Source organism: Variovorax ginsengisoli, from assembly GCF_030486595.1.
Classification (GTDB): Bacteria; Pseudomonadota; Gammaproteobacteria; order Burkholderiales; family Burkholderiaceae_C; genus Variovorax; species Variovorax ginsengisoli_B.
This window is the reverse complement of the sequence record NZ_JAUJZH010000011.1, coordinates 90,865-107,392: the sequence shown is the minus strand read 5'-3', so window position 1 is coordinate 107,392 and position 16,528 is coordinate 90,865. Positions and strand designations below refer to the sequence as shown.

At 69.9% G+C, this 16,528-nt stretch carries 15 protein-coding genes; 9 read left to right on the top strand and 6 right to left on the bottom strand.

What is annotated here, in order from left to right; translation table 11 throughout:
- Positions 1-13: 13 nt before the first annotated feature.
- The 4 genes from QZH52_RS16900 to QZH52_RS16885 all read right to left on the bottom strand — a co-directional run bounded on the left by QZH52_RS16900 (position 14) and on the right by QZH52_RS16885 (position 3,594).
- Positions 14-1,177, bottom strand: a complete 1,164-nt coding sequence (locus tag QZH52_RS16900; protein WP_301811050.1) for an acyl-CoA dehydrogenase family protein — start codon at positions 1,175-1,177, stop codon at positions 14-16.
- On the bottom strand, positions 1,174-1,977 hold the full coding sequence (locus QZH52_RS16895; RefSeq protein ID WP_301811048.1) for an enoyl-CoA hydratase-related protein: 804 nt from the start codon (positions 1,975-1,977) through the stop codon (positions 1,174-1,176). Before QZH52_RS16895 ends, QZH52_RS16900 begins: the two co-directional genes overlap by 4 nt.
- A gap of 1 nt (position 1,978) precedes the next feature.
- Complete coding sequence (locus QZH52_RS16890; RefSeq protein ID WP_301811046.1) at positions 1,979-3,157, bottom strand: acetyl-CoA C-acetyltransferase; 1,179 nt, start codon at positions 3,155-3,157, stop codon at positions 1,979-1,981.
- A gap of 125 nt (positions 3,158-3,282) precedes the next feature.
- Positions 3,283-3,594 (bottom strand): DUF2917 domain-containing protein, encoded by a 312-nt coding sequence (locus QZH52_RS16885; protein WP_301811045.1) that lies wholly within the window; start codon positions 3,592-3,594, stop codon positions 3,283-3,285.
- 82 nt (positions 3,595-3,676) lie between these two features.
- On the opposite strand from QZH52_RS16885, the gene QZH52_RS16880 reads away from it, so the two are divergent.
- From QZH52_RS16880 to QZH52_RS16865, 4 genes are all read left to right on the top strand, one after another.
- Positions 3,677-4,612, top strand: a complete 936-nt coding sequence (locus QZH52_RS16880) for a LysR substrate-binding domain-containing protein (protein WP_301811044.1) — start codon at positions 3,677-3,679, stop codon at positions 4,610-4,612.
- 88 nt (positions 4,613-4,700) lie between these two features.
- Positions 4,701-5,468, top strand: coding sequence for a ProQ/FINO family protein (locus QZH52_RS16875; protein ID WP_301811043.1), 768 nt, complete (start codon positions 4,701-4,703; stop codon positions 5,466-5,468).
- A gap of 106 nt (positions 5,469-5,574) precedes the next feature.
- Positions 5,575-7,047, top strand: coding sequence for a DUF1800 domain-containing protein (locus QZH52_RS16870; RefSeq protein ID WP_301811041.1), 1,473 nt, complete (start codon positions 5,575-5,577; stop codon positions 7,045-7,047).
- A gap of 16 nt (positions 7,048-7,063) precedes the next feature.
- Positions 7,064-8,332: a DUF1501 domain-containing protein gene (locus QZH52_RS16865; protein WP_301811040.1), complete on the top strand. Its 1,269-nt coding sequence runs from the start codon at positions 7,064-7,066 to the stop codon at positions 8,330-8,332.
- A 2-nt stretch (positions 8,333-8,334) separates the two neighbouring features.
- Here the strand turns inward: QZH52_RS16865 and QZH52_RS16860 are convergent, their stop codons facing one another.
- Complete coding sequence (locus QZH52_RS16860; protein ID WP_301811039.1) at positions 8,335-10,512, bottom strand: malate synthase G; 2,178 nt, start codon at positions 10,510-10,512, stop codon at positions 8,335-8,337.
- Between the two features lie 310 nt (positions 10,513-10,822).
- On the opposite strand from QZH52_RS16860, the gene QZH52_RS16855 reads away from it, so the two are divergent.
- Genes QZH52_RS16855 through QZH52_RS16840 form a run of 4 tightly spaced genes read left to right on the top strand, consistent with a single transcriptional unit; the run spans position 10,823 to position 14,399 of the window.
- The gene (locus QZH52_RS16855; RefSeq protein ID WP_301811038.1) at positions 10,823-11,755 is read left to right on the top strand and encodes a hydroxymethylglutaryl-CoA lyase; all 933 of its coding nucleotides are present in this window, start codon (positions 10,823-10,825) and stop codon (positions 11,753-11,755) included.
- Complete coding sequence (locus QZH52_RS16850; RefSeq protein WP_301811037.1) at positions 11,748-12,941, top strand: CaiB/BaiF CoA transferase family protein; 1,194 nt, start codon at positions 11,748-11,750, stop codon at positions 12,939-12,941. The genes QZH52_RS16855 and QZH52_RS16850 overlap by 8 nt, the downstream gene beginning before the upstream one ends.
- 46 nt (positions 12,942-12,987) lie before the next feature.
- Positions 12,988-13,923 carry a LysR family transcriptional regulator gene (locus tag QZH52_RS16845; protein WP_286533588.1) on the top strand — a complete coding sequence of 312 codons (936 nt, stop codon included), beginning with the start codon at positions 12,988-12,990 and terminating at the stop codon, positions 13,921-13,923.
- Positions 13,924-13,946: 23 nt separating this feature from the next.
- Complete coding sequence (locus QZH52_RS16840) at positions 13,947-14,399, top strand: DUF2214 family protein (protein WP_301811036.1); 453 nt, start codon at positions 13,947-13,949, stop codon at positions 14,397-14,399.
- Positions 14,400-14,450: 51 nt separating this feature from the next.
- Here QZH52_RS16840 and QZH52_RS16835 read toward each other — a convergent pair whose 3' ends face one another.
- On the bottom strand, positions 14,451-14,714 hold the full coding sequence (locus QZH52_RS16835; RefSeq protein ID WP_301811035.1) for a hypothetical protein: 264 nt from the start codon (positions 14,712-14,714) through the stop codon (positions 14,451-14,453).
- A gap of 130 nt (positions 14,715-14,844) precedes the next feature.
- Here QZH52_RS16835 and argS point away from each other — a divergent pair, with 130 nt between their 5' ends.
- The gene (gene argS, locus QZH52_RS16830; RefSeq protein WP_301811033.1) at positions 14,845-16,518 is read left to right on the top strand and encodes an arginine--tRNA ligase; all 1,674 of its coding nucleotides are present in this window, start codon (positions 14,845-14,847) and stop codon (positions 16,516-16,518) included.
- Positions 16,519-16,528 lie beyond the last annotated feature (10 nt).

The following is a 16,528-nucleotide window of genomic DNA, read 5'->3' as shown; positions in this document are numbered from 1 at the left end:
GCCAGTGGCCGATTCAGCGGCCCGGCAGGCCCATCGCGCGCGTGATCACTTCCTTCATGATCTCGTTGGTGCCGCCGTAGATGCGCTGCACCCGGGCATCGGCGTAGGCGCGCGTCACCGGGTACTCCCACATGAAGCCGTAGCCGCCGTGCAACTGCACGCAATCGTCCATCACCTTGCACTGCAGGTCGCTGGTCCAGTACTTGGCCATGCTGGCGGTCGCGGTGTCGAGCTTCTCCGCCATGAGCAGCTCGATGCACTTGTCGACGAAGACCTGCGCCACCTGCACCTCGGTCTGCAGTTCGGCCAGCGTGTAGCGGGTGTTCTGGTAGGCGCCCACCGGCTGGCCGAACACCTTGCGCTCCTTCACGTAGGCCACGGTCTGGTCGATCGCCGCCTGCGACGCCGCCACGGCGCTGATCGCGATCTGAAGCCGTTCCCAGGGCAGCTGCTCCATGAGGCAGACGAAGCCGCGGTTCTCCTGCGCCGCGCCGCCCAGCAGCGCCTCGGCCGGCAGCCGCACGCCGTCGAAGAACAGCTCGGAGGTGTCCTGCGCCTTCAGGCCCAGCTTCTTCAGCCGCTTGCCCTTCTCGAAGCCGGGCATGCCGCGCTCGACCAGGAACAGGCTGGTGCCCTTGGCGCCGCCGGCCGGGTCGGTCTTGGCGACCACGATCACCAGGTCGGCATGCCAGCCGTTGGTGATGAAGGTCTTGCTGCCGTTGAGCAGGTAGCTGCCGTCGGGCTGCTTGAGCGCGGTGCTGCGCACCGCCTGCAGATCGCTGCCGGCGGCCGGCTCGCTCATCGCGATGGCGCCGATCATCTCGCCGCTGGCGAGCCGGGGCAGGTAGTGCGCCTTCTGCGCCTCGGTGCCGTAGCGCAGGATGTAGGGCGCCACGATCTCGCTGTGCAGGCCCCAGCCGATGCCGGTGAAGCCGCGGGCCCAGAGCTCCTCGAACTGGATCACCGAATAGAGCAGGTCGGCGCCCGAGCCGCCGTAGGCCTCGGGCAGCGACATGCACAGGAAGCCGTTCTCGCCGGCCTTGGTCCAGACTTCGCGGGCCACGTACCCCTGCTCTTCCCAGGCCTCGTGGAAGGGTGCGATCTCCTTGTCCATGAAGCGGCGGAAAGCGTCGCGGAAGGCCTCGTGGTCGGGCCCGAAAAGAGTGCGTTCGATCATGGCGTCGCGCGCGGTGGAAAGACCGGTGCACGCTTCTGCAGGAAGGCCATCACGCCTTCGGCGAAGCTCGGCTGCTCGATCAGCTCGCGCTGGCGCTCGCTCTCGTAGTGCAGCTGCTCGGCCAGCGTGTGGCGCTCGGAGCGCTCGATCGCGCGGCGCGCCTCGTGCACCGCATGGACCGGCAGCTGCGCCAGGCGCTGGGCGATCTTCAGCGCCTCGAGCAGCAGCGGGCCATCGTCGATCGCGGCCCAGATCAGGCCCCACTGCGCCGCCGTTTCGGCATTGAGCTTCTCGTCGAGCAGCGCCATGCCCATCGCCCGCGCCGGGCCGACCCGCCGCGGGATGAACCAGGTGCAGCCGAGGTCCGGCACGATGCCGAGCTTGGGCAGGAAGGGCAGGTAGAAGTAGGCGCTGCGTGCCGCCACCACGATGTCGCAGGCCAGCGCCAGGCCGACGCCGGCGCCGGCGGCCGGGCCGTTGACCGCGCAGACCACCGGCACCGGGAGCTCGCGCAGCTCCTGGATCAGGGGGTTGCTCATGGCCTGCATCCAGTCGGCGGTCTGGTCGCCCAGAGTCTGGCCGTCTTCGGGTGAGCGCATCGCGCTCAGGTCGGCGCCGACGCAGAAGGCCTTGCCGGCGCCGGTCAGCAGGACGGCGCGCACCTGGCTGTCGCTGCGCACCCGCGCGAAGCATTCGCGCAGTGCCTGCTGCAGATCGAGCGCGACCGGATTGAGCTTGGACGGCAGGTTGAGAGTGATCGTCGCGATGCCTTCGTTGAGCTCGTAGAGAACCGGGCCCATGTCAGAGCCGCTCCACGATCGTGACGTTGGCCATGCCGCCGCCCTCGCACATGGTCTGCAGCCCGTAGCGCTTGCCGCGCTGGCCGAGCGCGTTCACCAGCGTGGTCATCAGCTTGGTGCCCGAGGCGCCGAGCGGATGGCCGAGCGCGATCGCGCCGCCGTTGACATTGAGCCGGGCCGGGTCGGCACCCAGCTTCTGCAGCCAGGCCAGCGGCACCGGCGCGAAGGCCTCGTTGACTTCGTAGAGGTTGATGTCGTCGATCTTCATGCCGGCCTTGGCGAGCGCCCGCGCGGTGGCGGGGATCGGGGCCTCGAGCATGATCACCGGGTCGTGGCCCATCACGCTCATGTGGTGGATGCGCGCCAGCGGCTTCACACCCAGCGCCTTCAGGCCGCGCTCGTTGACCACCAGCACGCCGCTGGCGCCGTCGCAGATCTGGCTCGCGGTGGCCGCCGTGCAGCGCCCGCCCTCGGCGATCAGCTTGACGCCGGCGATGCCTTCCAGCGTGGCTTCGAAGCGAATCCCCTCGTCGACCGTGTGCATCTCGCCGCTGGCGGAACCATCGGCCAGCCGCACCTCGACCGGGACGATCTCGTCGGCGAACAACTGCTCGCGCGTGGCCGCGATCGCGCGCTGGTGGCTCTCGAAGGCATAGCGGTCGAGCATGTCCTTGGTCAGGCCGTAGTTCTTCGCGATCATCTCGGCGCCGGTGAACTGGCTGAACTCGACGCCGGGGTAGCGACGCTGCATCGCCGGGCTCATGTAGGTGCCGAGGCCGGCCTTGGCCGGCAGCGCATTGGGCGTGAACATCGGCACCCGCGTCATGCTCTCGACGCCGGCCGCGATCACCGCGTCCATGCTGCCCGACATCACGGCCTGGGCCGCGAAGTGCAGCGCCTGCTGCGACGAGCCGCACTGGCGGTCGACCGAGGTGCCGGGCACCGATTCGGGCAGCTTCGAGGCCAGCACCGCGTTGCGCGCGACGTTGGTGGCCTGCTCGCCGACCTGGCTCACGCAGCCGAGGATGACGTCCTCCACGGCGGCCGGGTCGATGCCGCTGCGCGCCACCAGCGCGTCGATGACCTGGGCCGCCAAGTCGACCGGGTGCCAGCCCGACAACCTGCCGCCGCGACGGCCGCCCGCGGTGCGCGCGGTGGCCACGATGTATGCCTCTGCCATGGTGTGTCCTTCCTCCGAGAAATGGGGGGCCGGAGCGGACGGCGTCGGGCCGTCGGTTCACGACGGCGACGGAATGCGCCTTTCCTGGCCCGGAGCGTCGATGGTTCAACGCCCCGGGCGCCGGGTCAAGCCGGGGTCATCCCGTGGGCCCACAGTCGCCAAGGCGACCGCTCGGCCGGCGCCGGCCGGGCGGCCACCGACAGCGCGGCGGCGCTGAAGCGCACGCAGGACGGTTCGAGCGCCGCCACCAGTGCGCGGCGGTGCGAGTCGCTGCGGAAGCGCTCGCCGGGCTCCAGCACGATGTCGCGCCGGTCGTGGTCGAGCGTGATCCAGACCGCGCCGCGGGTGCATTCGATATCGACTTCGTGGGCGTCGGGCAGCGTGAAGACGGCCAATTTCGGCAGGCTGAGGCTCAGGCGTTGGGTGCGGGGGTCCATGAAGAGCTCCTTTGCATTCGCGGTGGGAATGAATATAGTGAGCAGGGCCCACCGTGTCATACGGTCATTCGGAACTCGTTGCATGCATCCTGAGAATGCGAAACACGCCGGATCGACGGCCGACCTGCCGCCGCTCGAACTGCTGCGCAGCTTCGAGGCAGCGGCCCGCTGCCTGAGCTTCACGCAGGCCGCGGCCGAGCTGTTCCTGACCCAGTCGGCGGTCAGCCGGCAGATCCAGCAGCTCGAGGCAGCGCTCGGCGTGCTGCTGTTCGAGCGCCGCCATCGGGCGCTGGCGCTGACCGAGGCCGGGGCCGTGCTCCAGCGCGCGGTGGTCGAGAGCCTGGAGCGGCTGCGCGATGCCACCGCCCGGGTTCGCAGCGTGCCGCTGCCGCGGCATGTGGCGGTCACGACCACGCCGGGATTCGCCTCTTTCTGGCTGATCCCGCGGCTGGCGCGCTTCACGGCCGATCATCCCGAGGTCGACGTGCGGGTGTCGGCCACCCTCGACGTGCTCGACCTCGAGCGCAGCCGGGTCGACGTCGCGGTGCGCTTCGTTCCCATCGCGCGCGGCACCGGGCTGGCGCTGTTCGAGGAAACCGTCCTGCCGCTGTGCGCGCCGGAGATCGCGGCGCGGCTGCACGAACCGGCCGACCTGCTGGGCCAGACCCTGCTCACGATCGACGAGCCCGGCCACGCCAGCACGCCCACCGTCGACTGGGAGCCCTGGCTGCAGGTCATGGGCCTGAACGACCTGCGCATGAAGAACACGCTGCGCTTCACGCTCTACACCGACGCGGTCGCCGCGGCGGTGGCGGGCCAGGGCGTGGTGATCGGCCGGCTGCCGCTGGTGGGCGCGCTGGTGCGTAGCGGCCAGCTGGTGTCGCCCTTCGGTGAAGGTGCGGCCTCCCGCCGCGGCTATTTCGTCGACAGCGCGCGCCGAGCGGCGGCCAACCCGGACGCCCAGGATTTCGTGCGCTGGCTGCGGGCCGAGGCCGAGGCCGCTCGGGGGCCGACCTGAGGGCCGCGGGACCTCGGGTCGCGACACGATTACAGTAGGTGCCATTCCGGGGCTTCCTTGCCCCCTCGCTTCGCTGACCAAGATTCCGATGACCCCGACGACAGAGACCGTTTCCGCACCCGAGGCCGCCGAGGCCCCCGCCGCATCCGCCGCGCCCGCCGCCCCCAGGGAAGGCCGTCGCGGACGGCGCAAGCCCCGGCCCGAGGCCAGGCCCGACGCCACGCCGAAGGCTGGCCCCGAGGCCAAGGGCGGCCAGCGCGCGCCGCGCAAGGCCAACGCGGTGCTGGAGCGCCTGTTCGAGCTTTATCCCAAGATGTTCGGGGCCCGCTTCCGGCCGCTCAAGCTCGGCGTCTACCAGGAGCTGCTGGCCCTGCACCCCGACGTCTTCAAGAAAGAAGACCTCAAGATCGCGCTCGGCCTCCATGCACGCTCGACCCGCTACCTCGATGCGGTGGCTGCTGGCGAGCAGCGCCATGACCTGAATGGCATGCCGGTCGAGCCCGTGGCTCCCGAGCACGTGCACCACGCCATCCTCGAAGTCTTCAAGCGCCGCCAGGCGCGCACCGCGGAAGACCTGCGGCCGAAGCTGCGCGCCCGCCTGGTCGAGGCCATCGAGGCCTCGGGCCTGTCGCGCGAGGACTACGTGCTGGCCGTGCGCACGCAGGACGAAGTCACCAACGCCGTGCTCGACGAGGCTTTCGTCGAAGTCGGTGCCCGCACCGCCAAGCGCGAGGCCCTGCTGCGTGCCTTCGAGGCCAGCGGCCGCACGGTGGCAGAGTTCGCCGAGATGTACGGCATGGACCCGGCCGAGGTCGGGCGGACCCTGGCGCGCGCCCGGCCGGCGCCTGGCGGCTGACGACGCCGGTCAGTCAGCCGAGCTTGGCGGGCAGGGTCGGCCGAGTGCGCCGGCGCGGCGTTGTGGAGGTGTCGCCCTTCAGCCACCACCGTTGCAGGAGTTGTCCATGAAAGCTCGCGTCATCGCCTGGGCCCTGGCTTGCGCGGCCTTCGCCGTGTTGCCCGCGCAAGCGCAGCGCGCCTCGGAACCCGACGCGCTCCATGTGCTGAATCGCCTCGGCTACGGCCCCGCGCCCGGCGACCTGGCGCATGTGCGGCAGGTCGGCATCGATCGCTACATCGACGAGCAGCTGCACCCCGAGCGCCTGCCGCTGCCGGCCGATCTCGCGCAGCAGCTCGCCGCCCTGCCGACGGCCGCGGCGTCGCAGCGGGAGCTGATCACGCAGTACCGCGAGGCGGCGCAAGCGGTCAAGGACGGCGGCGACGAGGCCAGGGCGGCACGCCGCGAGGCCCTCCGGCAGCTCGACATCGAATCGGGCCAGGCGCGTCTCTGGCGGGCCGCGCGCAGTCCGCGCCAGCTCGAGGAGCGGATGGTGGACTTCTGGTTCAACCACTTCAACGTCTTCGTCGGCAAGGGCCTGGACCGGGTGCTGGTCGGCAACTACGAGCGCGAGGCGATCCGGCCCTACGCGATGGGCCGCTTCCGCGACCTGCTGGGGGCCACGGCCCATCACCCGGCGATGCTGTTCTACCTGGACAACTGGCAGTCCGTGGCCGCGGGCTCGCAGCCGTCAAGCGGCGCCGGCCCCGCCGCCAGGGCCAGCGGCCTGAACGAGAACTACGCCCGCGAGCTGATGGAGCTGCACACGCTGGGCGTCGATAGCGGCTACACCCAGCAGGACGTGACCGAGCTGGCCCGCGTGCTGACCGGATGGACCTTCGCGCCGCGCCTGACCACCGGCGCCTCGGTCTTCGCGTTCGACGCGCGGCGGCACGACCGCGGCGACAAGCTCTGGCTCGGGCAGCGGATCGGCGACCAGGGGCAGGCCGAGGGCGAGCGGGCGCTGGACCTGCTGGCGATGCATCCGGCCACCGCGCGCCACGTCAGCTACCAGCTGGCGCAGTACTTCGTCGCCGACCAGCCGCCCGCAGCGCTGGTCGACCGCCTCGCCCGGCGCTACCTGGCGAGCGGCGGCGACATCCAGGCGCTGCTCGAGACCCTGTTCGCCAGCCCCGAGTTCCGCAGTCCCAAGGTGCAGGGACAGAAGTTCAAGACGCCCTACGACTACGTGGTCTCGACGGTCCGCGCCACCGACTGGCCTTCGACCGACGTCCGGCCCCTGCTCGGCACGCTGCGCCAACTCGGCATGCCGCTCTACGGCTGCCAGACGCCGGACGGCTACAAGAACACCCAGGACGCGTGGCTCAACCCGGACGCGATCACGCGCCGCATCGCCTTTGCGACCGCTCTGGCCTCGGGCCGGCTGCCGGCCGCGCCCACGCCGCCGGTCGATGCGCAGGCGCTGCTGGCGACGCTGGGCGGCGGCATCTCGCCCAAGACCCGTGCCGCTCTGGCCGAGGCCATGCCCGAGCTGCAGGCGCCGATGGCGCTCGGCAGCCCGGATTTCATGCACCGCTGACTTGCCGGGAGCCGCCATGCTGCGCCGCGATCTGCTGAAACTCGCCGTCCAGGGCGGCGCCGTGCTGCTCCCGATCGGCCCCTCGGCGTGGGCCGCGGTGGGCGAGAGCCTTGCCGCCGCGCCGCCGCGGCTGGTGGTGATCTTCCTGCGCGGCGCCGTCGATGGCCTGAGCGTCGTCGTGCCCCATGCCGACGACACCTATTACGCCGTCCGTCCGTCCATCGCCCTGGCGCGTCCGGGCGTCGATGGCGGGGTGCTCGACCTCGATGGCCGCTTCGGCCTGCATCCCGCGCTGGCGCCCCTGATGCCGCTGTGGCGGGCCGGTCAGCTCGGCTTCGTGCAGGCCTGCGGCTCACCCGATGCGACGCGCTCGCATTTCGATGCCCAGGACTACATGGAATCCGGCACGCCAGGACGCAAGTCGACCGCCGACGGCTGGCTCAACCGGCTGCTCGGCGTGCTGCCGCCCGACCCGGCCGGCAGCGCGAGCGCCACCCGGGCCGTCAGCATGGGCCCGGTGCTGCCGCGCATCTGCGCGGGCCGCAACAGCGTCGCCAATGTCCCGCTGGGGGCCGCCGCCGGCAAGCCGACGCTGCTCGACCGACCGCAGGTCGCGGAAGCCTTCGGCCGGCTCTACGGCGGCGACGACGCCTTGTCGCGCGCCTTCCAGGCGTCGCGCCAATCGCACCAAGAGGTGATGCGCTCGATGAACGGCGACAGCCTGGAGCGCGAGATGCAGGCCGCCAGCAACGGCGCCCCGTTGCCCAACGGCTTCCCCGACAACGCGGCCCGGCTCGCGACCCTGATGCGCAACGACCCGCGGGTGCAGCTGGCCTTCATGGACCTGGGCGGCTGGGACACCCACGCCAACCAGGGCGCCGCCAGCGGCCAGCTCGCCAACCGGCTCGGGCCGCTGGGGCAGGGCCTGTCGGCCCTCGCGACGCGGCTGGGCCCGGTGTGGAACGACACGGTGGTGGTGGTGATGTCCGAGTTCGGCCGGACGGTGCGCCAGAACGGCAACGGCGGCACCGACCACGGCCATGGCAACGTGATGTGGCTGCTCGGCGGGCGGGTGGCCGGCGGCCGCGTGCACGGACGCTGGCCGGGCCTGGACGATGGCGCGCTGCACGAGGGCCGCGACCTGGCGGTGACTACCGATTTCCGCCAGGTGCTGGCGGAAATCGGCGAGCGGCACCTGCGCCTGCAGGACGCGCGGATGGCCGAGCTGTTTCCCGGCTTCGCCTTCAGGGCGCCGGGTGCGGCCCAGGGCCTGATGCGCGCCTGAACTCAGGCCGTGCCGGCCTTCACCTTGAGGCGCCAGGCGTGCAGCAGCGGCTCGGTGTAGCCGCTCGGCTGCTCGATGCCCTTGAACACCAGGTCCTGCGCCGCCTTGTACGCCGCCGAGGTCGAGAAGTGGCCGGCCATGTTCTTGTAGAGCGGGTCGCCGGCGTTCTGCTGGTCGACCACCGCGGCCATGCGCTCGAAGGTGGCGTTGACTTGGGCCGAAGTGACCACGCCGTGCAGCATCCAGTTGGCGATGTGCTGGCTGGAGATGCGCAAGGTGGCGCGGTCTTCCATCAGGCCGATGTCGTGGATGTCCGGCACCTTGGAGCAGCCGACGCCCTGGTCGATCCAGCGCACCACGTAGCCCAGGATGCCCTGCACGTTGTTGTCGAGCTCCTGCTGGCGCTCGGCGGCGGTCCAGTTCACCGACGGCGCCACCGGCACTTGCAGCAGGTTGTTCAGGATGTTGTCGCGCTCGGCATTGGCGTCGATCTTCTCGAGTTCCTTCTGCACCTCGGCCACGCTGACCTGGTGGTAGTGCAGCGCATGCAGCGTGGCGGCCGTGGGCGAGGGCACCCAGGCGGTGTTGGCGCCGGCCTTCGGGTGGGCGATCTTCTGCTCGAGCATCGCGTGCATCAGGTCGGGCATGGCCCACATGCCCTTGCCGATCTGGGCCTTGCCGCGCAGGCCGCACGAGAGGCCCACCAGCACGTTGTTCTTCTCGTAGGCCTGGATCCAGGGTGTGGACTTCATGTCGCCCTTGCGCAGCATCGGGCCGGCCTGCATCGCGGTGTGCATCTCGTCGCCGGTGCGGTCGAGGAAGCCGGTGTTGATGAAGGCCACGCGGGCGGCCGCCTCGGCGATGCAGGCCTTGAGGTTGATGCTGGTGCGGCGTTCCTCGTCCATGATGCCGAGCTTGACCGTGTTGGCCGGCAGGCCGAGCAGCTGCTCGACCGCGCCGAACAGCGCGCTCGCGAAGGCCACTTCGGCCGGGCCGTGCATCTTCGGCTTCACGATGTAGACGCTGCCGGTGCGCGAGTTGCCCTTGCGCTTCAGGTCGATGGTGGCGATGGTCGTGGTGATGACCGCGTCCATGATGCCTTCGGGGATCTCCTTGCCGCCGGCGTACAGGATGGCCGGGTTGGTCATCAGGTGGCCGACGTTGCGCACGAACATCAGCGAGCGGCCGTGCAGCTTCACCGGCTGGCCATCGGCGCCGGTGTATTCGCGGTCCGGATTCAGACCGCGGGTGAAGGTCTTGCCGCCCTTGGCGACTTCCTCGGTCAGGTCGCCCTTGAGGATGCCGAGCCAGTTCGAGTAGGCCAGCACCTTGTCGGCCGCATCGACCACCGCCACCGAGTCCTCGAGGTCGAGGATGGTCGACAGCGCCGCTTCGAGCACCACGTCGCTGACGCCGGCCGCGTCGCTCTTGCCGATCGCGGTCGAGCGGTCGATCTGGATGTCGAGGTGGATGCCGTTGTGCTTCAGCAGCACCGACTTCGGCGCCGCCGCCTCGCCGGTGTAGCCGATGAACTGCGACGGGTCCTTGAGGCCGGTGCTGCTGCTCTGCAGGGCGATCACCAGCTTGCCGTGTTCGACCTTGTAGCCGGTCGCCATCTTGTGCGAGCCGTTGTCCAGCGGCGCGGCCTGGTCGAGCACATGGCGCGCGAACTCGATCACCTTGGCGCCGCGTGCCGGGTTGTAGCCCTTGCCCTTCTCGGCGCCGCCGGTCTCGGGGATCGCGTCGGTGCCGTAGAGCGCGTCGTACAGCGAGCCCCAACGCGCGTTGGCCGCGTTCAGCGCATAGCGCGCGTTCAGGATCGGCACCACCAGCTGCGGGCCGGCCTGGAGGGCCAGCTCGGCGTCGACGTTGGCGGTGGTGGTCTGGACGTCCTTGGGCTGCGGCAGCAGGTAGCCGATCGATTCGAGGAAGGCGCGGTAGGCCGGCATGTCGGCGATCGGGCCCGGGTGCGCCTTGTGCCAGGCATCCATCTCGGATTGCAGCCGGTCGCGTTCGGCCAGCAGGGCCAGGTTCTTGGGCGCGAACTCGCTCACGATAGTGTCGAAGCCCTTCCAGAAGACCTCGCCGGCGACTCCGGTCGCGGGCAGCACCTGCTGCTCGATGAACTGGTGCAGTTCGGTGGCGACCTGGAGGCCGTGGACGGTGGTGCGGGCGGTCATGGTTCTGTACTCCTTGAATAGATGCTTGCCAGCACTTTATTCGATACAAGTCTGGCGAGTAATAGCAGAAAACGGGTTTTATCAGTGACCAAAACGAAGGTAATCAATGATTGGGTCCGTGCACCGCAAGCGTACGCGCCCCGCCGCGGGAAATCCGCGCTGCAAGCTTCAGACCCGACAGTCGAGCCGGCATACAGTGCATGCGGGCGCGGCTTGACAAGAAGCGGAATTGCCGGTCTAATTCTGTTGCATAGAATACAGTTCTGCTAGATAGAACTTCCAAGCCACCACCCCGAAGGAGTTGCCCCCGATGCCCGCCCCCGACGTGCTCATCAGCGAGGTCGGCCCTCGCGACGGCCTGCAATCGGTCAAGGCCACCATGCCGACCGCCGACAAGCTGCGCTGGATCGACGCCCTCCATGCCGCCGGCCTGCGGGAGATCGAGGTGGCCTCGTTCGTGCCGGCCCGCCTGCTGCCGCAGATGGCCGACGCCGCCGAGGTGGTCAGGCACGCGATCACCTTGCCCGGCCTCACCGTGATGGCGCTGGTGCCCAATCGCCGCGGCGCCGAAGCCGCGCTCGCTGCCGGCGTCCACAAGCTCACCATGCCGGTGTCGGCCAGCGCCGCCCATTCGCTCGCCAACGTGCGCAAGACACGCGAGGAGATGGTCGAGGAAGTCCGCGCCATCGCGGCGCTGCGGCGCGAGATGGCGCCGCAGGTCCGGCTCGAGGCCGGCGTCTCGACCGCCTTCGGCTGCACGCTGCAGGGCAAGGTGCCTGAAGACGAGGTGATCCGGCTCGCGGTGCAATGCGTCGCCGCGGGCGCCGACGAATCGGGCCTGTCGGACACCGTCGGCTATGCCAATCCGGCGCAGGTGCGCCGCCTGTTCAGGCGCTTGCGCGCGGAACTCGGCGACCGGGCGGGTGCGGCCCACATGCACAACACGCGCGGACTCGGCCTGGCCAACTGCCTGGCCGCCTACGAAGAGGGCGTACGCACCTTCGATGCATCGCTTGGCGGCCTGGGCGGCTGTCCCTATGCGCCGGGCGCGTCGGGCAACGTGGTCACCGAAGACCTGGTCTTCATGTTCGAAGCCATGGGCGTCCGCACCGGCGTCGATCTCGCCAGACTCATCGCGGCCCGCGCGCCGCTCGCGGCCGGCCTGCCGGGAGAACCGGTCTACGGCATGACGCCCGAGGCCGGCCTGCCCAAGGGCTTCACGCAAGGAAAGTCCCATGTCTGAGTCCAAGCCCCCCCTGCCGTACGCCGGCATCCGCGTCGTGGAGTTCACCCACATGGTGATGGGCCCCACCTGCGGCCTGCTGCTGGGCGACCTCGGGGCCGAGGTCATCAAGGTCGAGCCGATCGACGGCGACAACACCCGTCGCCTGCTCGGCTCGGGCGCCGGCTTCTTCCCGACCTTCAACCGCAACAAGAAGAGCATCGCGCTCGACCTCAAGAAACCCGAGGGCGTGGAGGCCGCGCTGCGCCTGATCGCCACCGCCGACATCGTGAGCGAGAACTTCAAGCCCGGCACGATGAAGAAGCTCGGCCTCGACTACGACAGCCTGAGGAAGCTGAACCCGCGGCTGATCTACGTCAGCCACAAGGGCTTCCTGCCCGGCCCCTACGACCACCGCACGGCGCTCGACGAAGTGGTGCAGATGATGGGCGGCCTGGCCTACATGACCGGCCGCGCCGGGGACCCGCTGCGCGCCGGCACCAGCGTCAACGACATCATGGGCGGCATGTTCGGCGCCATCGGCGCGATGGCCGCGCTGCGCCAGCGCGACCAGACCGGCCAGGGTTGCGAGGTGCAGTCGGCGCTGTTCGAGAACAACGTCTTCCTGGTTGCGCAGCACATGATGCAGTTCGCCGCCACCGGCCGCGCCGCCGACCCGATGCCCAGCCGCATCTCGGCCTGGGGCGTGTACGACGTCTTCACCGTCAAGGACGGCGAGCAGATCTTCCTGGCGGCGGTCAGCGACAAGCAGTGGGGCATCTTCTGCAAGGCCTTCGGGCTCGAGGAACTGCTGGCGGATCCGCGCCTGGCGACCAACAACGACCGCGTGATGGCGCGCGACTGGATGATGCCGATGCTGCGTTCGCACCTGGCCGGCCGCAGCGCGGCCGAGCTCAGCGCCGTGTTCGAGCAGAACGAACTGCCCTTCGCGCCCATCACCCGGCCGCAGGCGCTGTTCGACGATCCGCACCTCAATGCCACCGGCGGACTGGCGCCGATCCGCATGAACGACGGCAGCCAGTCGAAGGTGCCGCTGATGCCGTTCACGCTCGGCGGCGAACGTCCGGGCGTACGGCTGCAGCCGCCGCTGCTCGGCGAGCACACGGACGCGCTTCTAGGCGAAGTCGGCTACAGCGAGGCGCAGATCGCGCAGCTCAAGGCGAAGGGCGCGATCGCCGGCGAATGAAGGCCATGCCCCGCAGGACCGCGCCCGCTCGTGATAATCGCCGGCGATGGACCGCCTGAAGCAACTCGAATCCTTCGTCGCGATCGCCGCCCGCGGCAGCCTCACGGCGGCGGCCAAGGCCGAGGGCGTGGCGCCGGCGATCGTCGGCCGGCGCATCGACGCGCTCGAGGAGCGGCTGGGCGTCAAGCTGCTGGTGCGCACCACGCGCCGGATCGCGCTCACCCACGAAGGCAGCGCCTTCCTGGAAGACTGCCAGCGGCTGCTGGTCGAACTGGCGAACGCCGAGGCCAGCGTCAGCGCCGGCGGTGTCAAGGCCAGCGGCCACCTGCGCGTCACCGCGCCGGCCGGTTTCGGCCGCCGCCACGTGGCACCACTGGTGCCGCGCTTCCACGAACTGCACCCCGAGGTCACGATCTCGCTGAACCTCAGCGACCGGCTGGTCGACATGGCGGGCGAGAGCTTCGATTGCGCAGTGCGGGTCGGCGACCTGCCCGACTCGTCGCTGGTCAGCCTGCGGCTGGCCGACAACCGTCGGCGCTGCGTTGCCACGCCCGATTTCGTGCGCCGCCACGGGGCCCCGCGCCATCCGGGGGAGCTGGCGCGCTTCGCCTGCCTGAGCCTGTCGAGCGACGCCTCGCAAACCCGCGGCTGGGCCTTCCGCGTGCCGGCGGCCGGGGGCGAGCATGAAGTGATCTACCTGAAGCCGACCGGTCCGCTCGACTGCTCCGACGGCCAGGTGCTGCACGACTGGTGCCTGGCCGGCCATGGCATCGCCTGGCGCAGCACCTGGGAGGTCGAGGCCGAGATCGATGCCGGCCTGCTGGTGCCGCTGCTCGACGAGTTCGCCGCGCCGCCCAACGGCATCTACGCCGTGTTCCCGCAGCGCAAGCATCTGCCGCTGCGGGTGCGGCTGTGGCTGGATTTCCTGAAGGCCCAGTACGCCCGGCCGGAGTTCTGGGGCGGCACAATCGCGGCGCCGTAGAAACCCAAGAAGGAAACCCCCCGATGACCCTCGAAGCCATCCTTGCCTATCTGCACCTGCTGGCCATCCTGACCATGGTGGTCTTCGTCGCCAGCGAGGCCGCGCTGTGCCGCGTCGAGTGGCTCAACGCCGCGGTGGTCGAGCGCCTGGCCAGGGTCGACAGGGTCTACGGCATCGCCGCGGTGGCGGTGATCGCCACCGGCGTGGCGCGCACCTGGTGGGGCATGAAGGGCACGGCCTGGTACTGGACCAATCCGCTGCTGCACCTGAAGCTCACGCTGTTCGTCGTCGTCGGCGTGATCTCGATCTTTCCGACGATGCGCTACCTGCGCTGGCGCCAGGCGCTGCGCACCACCGGCGCACTGCCGGCCGAGGCCGAGGTCCGCAAGACCCGCAAGCTGGTGATGATCCAGGCCCACCTGATCGCGGTCATCCCGCTGGCGGCGGTCTTCCTGGCGCGCGGCTTCGGCAAGTAGGCCGAAAGCCGGCCCGGCTCGAATCGCCCTGCGGACCGGGCCTGGGGCGGATCAGCCCTTCGCGTCGGCTTCGCACTTCTTCATGAAGCTCGTCTTGGCGGCGCCGGCCAGCGGCTTGCCGTTCTTGTCGATCGCCTTGGCGGCGCAAGCCGGTGCGGCGGCGGCCGCGGTGTCCTTCTCGCACTTCTTGACGAAGCTGGTCTTGGCCGCGCCGCTCAGCTTCTTGTCCGCCGCCTGGGTGTCGCAGGGGGACGCGTGGGCGATGCCGAAGGACAGGGAGGCGCCCAGAGCCAGCAGGGAAAGGAGCTTTTTCATGATGTAGGAGTCCTTGGGTTGAGGTTGAGACGGTGTTCCCCGCCTCGGGGCTGTTCATCCTAACGGCCGAAGTTCACTCTTGGATGACGTTCGTTACGGGGGTGCCTTTTGCCCCCGGTAAAATTCCCAGATGCTATTGGTCAAACTGGAGCTGCTCGCGGCGCTCGCGAACACGCTCGAATCCCTCTCGCCCGGCGCCGGCAGCAAAGCCGCGTTCGAGTCGCCCAAGGTGGCGGCCCATGGCGATTTCGCCAGCACCGCCGCCATGCAGCTGGCCAAGCCGCTGCAGCGCAAGCCGCGCGAACTGGCCGAACAGCTGGCCGCCGCGCTGCAGGCCACGCCCGCCTTCGCCCGCTGGGTCGACGCGATCGAGATCGCCGGCCCCGGCTTCCTCAACATCCGCCTGAAGACCGCCGCTCGCCAGCAGGTGGTGCGCGAAGTTCTGGAGGCCGGCCCCGCCTTCGGCAGCCAGCCCGCGCGCGAGGACCGGGTGCTGGTCGAGTTCGTGTCGGCCAACCCGACCGGCCCGCTGCACGTCGGCCACGGCCGCCAGGCGGCGCTGGGCGACGCCATCTGCAACCTGCTCGCGACCCAGGGCGACAAGGTCTGGCGCGAGTTCTATTACAACGACGCCGGCGTGCAGATCCAGACGCTGGCCACCAGCACCCAGCTGCGCGCCAAGGGTTTCAAGCCGGGCGACCCCGAGTGGCCCGAGCAGGCCTACAACGGCGAGTACATCGCCGACATCGCGGCCGACTTCAAGGCGAAGAAGACCGTCCGTTCGGACGACCGCGAATACACCGCCAGCGGCGATGTCGAGGACATCGACTCGATCCGCCAGTTCGCGGTGGCCTACCTGCGCCACGAGCAGGACCTGGACCTCAAGGCCTTCCAGGTGAAGTTCGACAACTACTACCTCGAATCCAGCCTGTACACCAGCGGCCGGGTCGCGGCCACGGTGCAGAAGCTGATCGACGCCGGCAAGACCTACGAGCTGGACGGCGCGCTGTGGCTCAAGTCGACCGACTACGGCGACGACAAGGACCGCGTGATGCGCAAGGGCGACGGCACCTACACCTACTTCGTGCCCGACGTCGCCTATCACATCGCCAAGTGGGAGCGCGGCTTCCACCAGGTGGTCAACATCCAGGGCACCGACCACCACGGCACGATTGCGCGCGTGCGTGCCGGCCTGCAGGCGGCCGGGGTCGGCATTCCGGCCGGCTACCCCGACTACGTGCTGCACACCATGGTGCGCGTGGTGCGCGGCGGCGAGGAGGTCAAGATCAGCAAGCGCGCCGGCAGCTACGTCACCTTGCGCGACCTGATCGAATGGACCAGCACCGACGCGGTGCGCTTCTTCCTGCTGAGCCGCAAGCCCGACACCGAATACACCTTCGACATCGATCTGGCGCTGGCGCAGAACAACGACAACCCGGTGTACTACGTGCAGTACGCCCACGCGCGCATCTGCTCGGTGCTGGCGGCCTGGGGCGGCGACGCCGCGAGCCTCGTGGGCGCCGACCTGTCGCCGCTCGAGAGCCCGGCTTCGCAGGCGCTGCTGCTGCAACTGGCCAAGTACCCGGCCATGCTGACCGCGGCGGCCAAGGACTTCGCGCCCCACGACGTCACTTTCTACCTGCGCGAACTGGCTGCCAGCTACCACAGCTACTACGACGCGGAGCGCATCCTGGTCGACGACGAGCCGGTCAAGCGGGCCCGCCTGGCGCTGGTCGCGGCGACCGCGCGGGTGCTGCACAATGGCCTCGCTGTTCTGGGCGTCAGCGCGCCGCAAAAGATGTGATTCCCTCCTC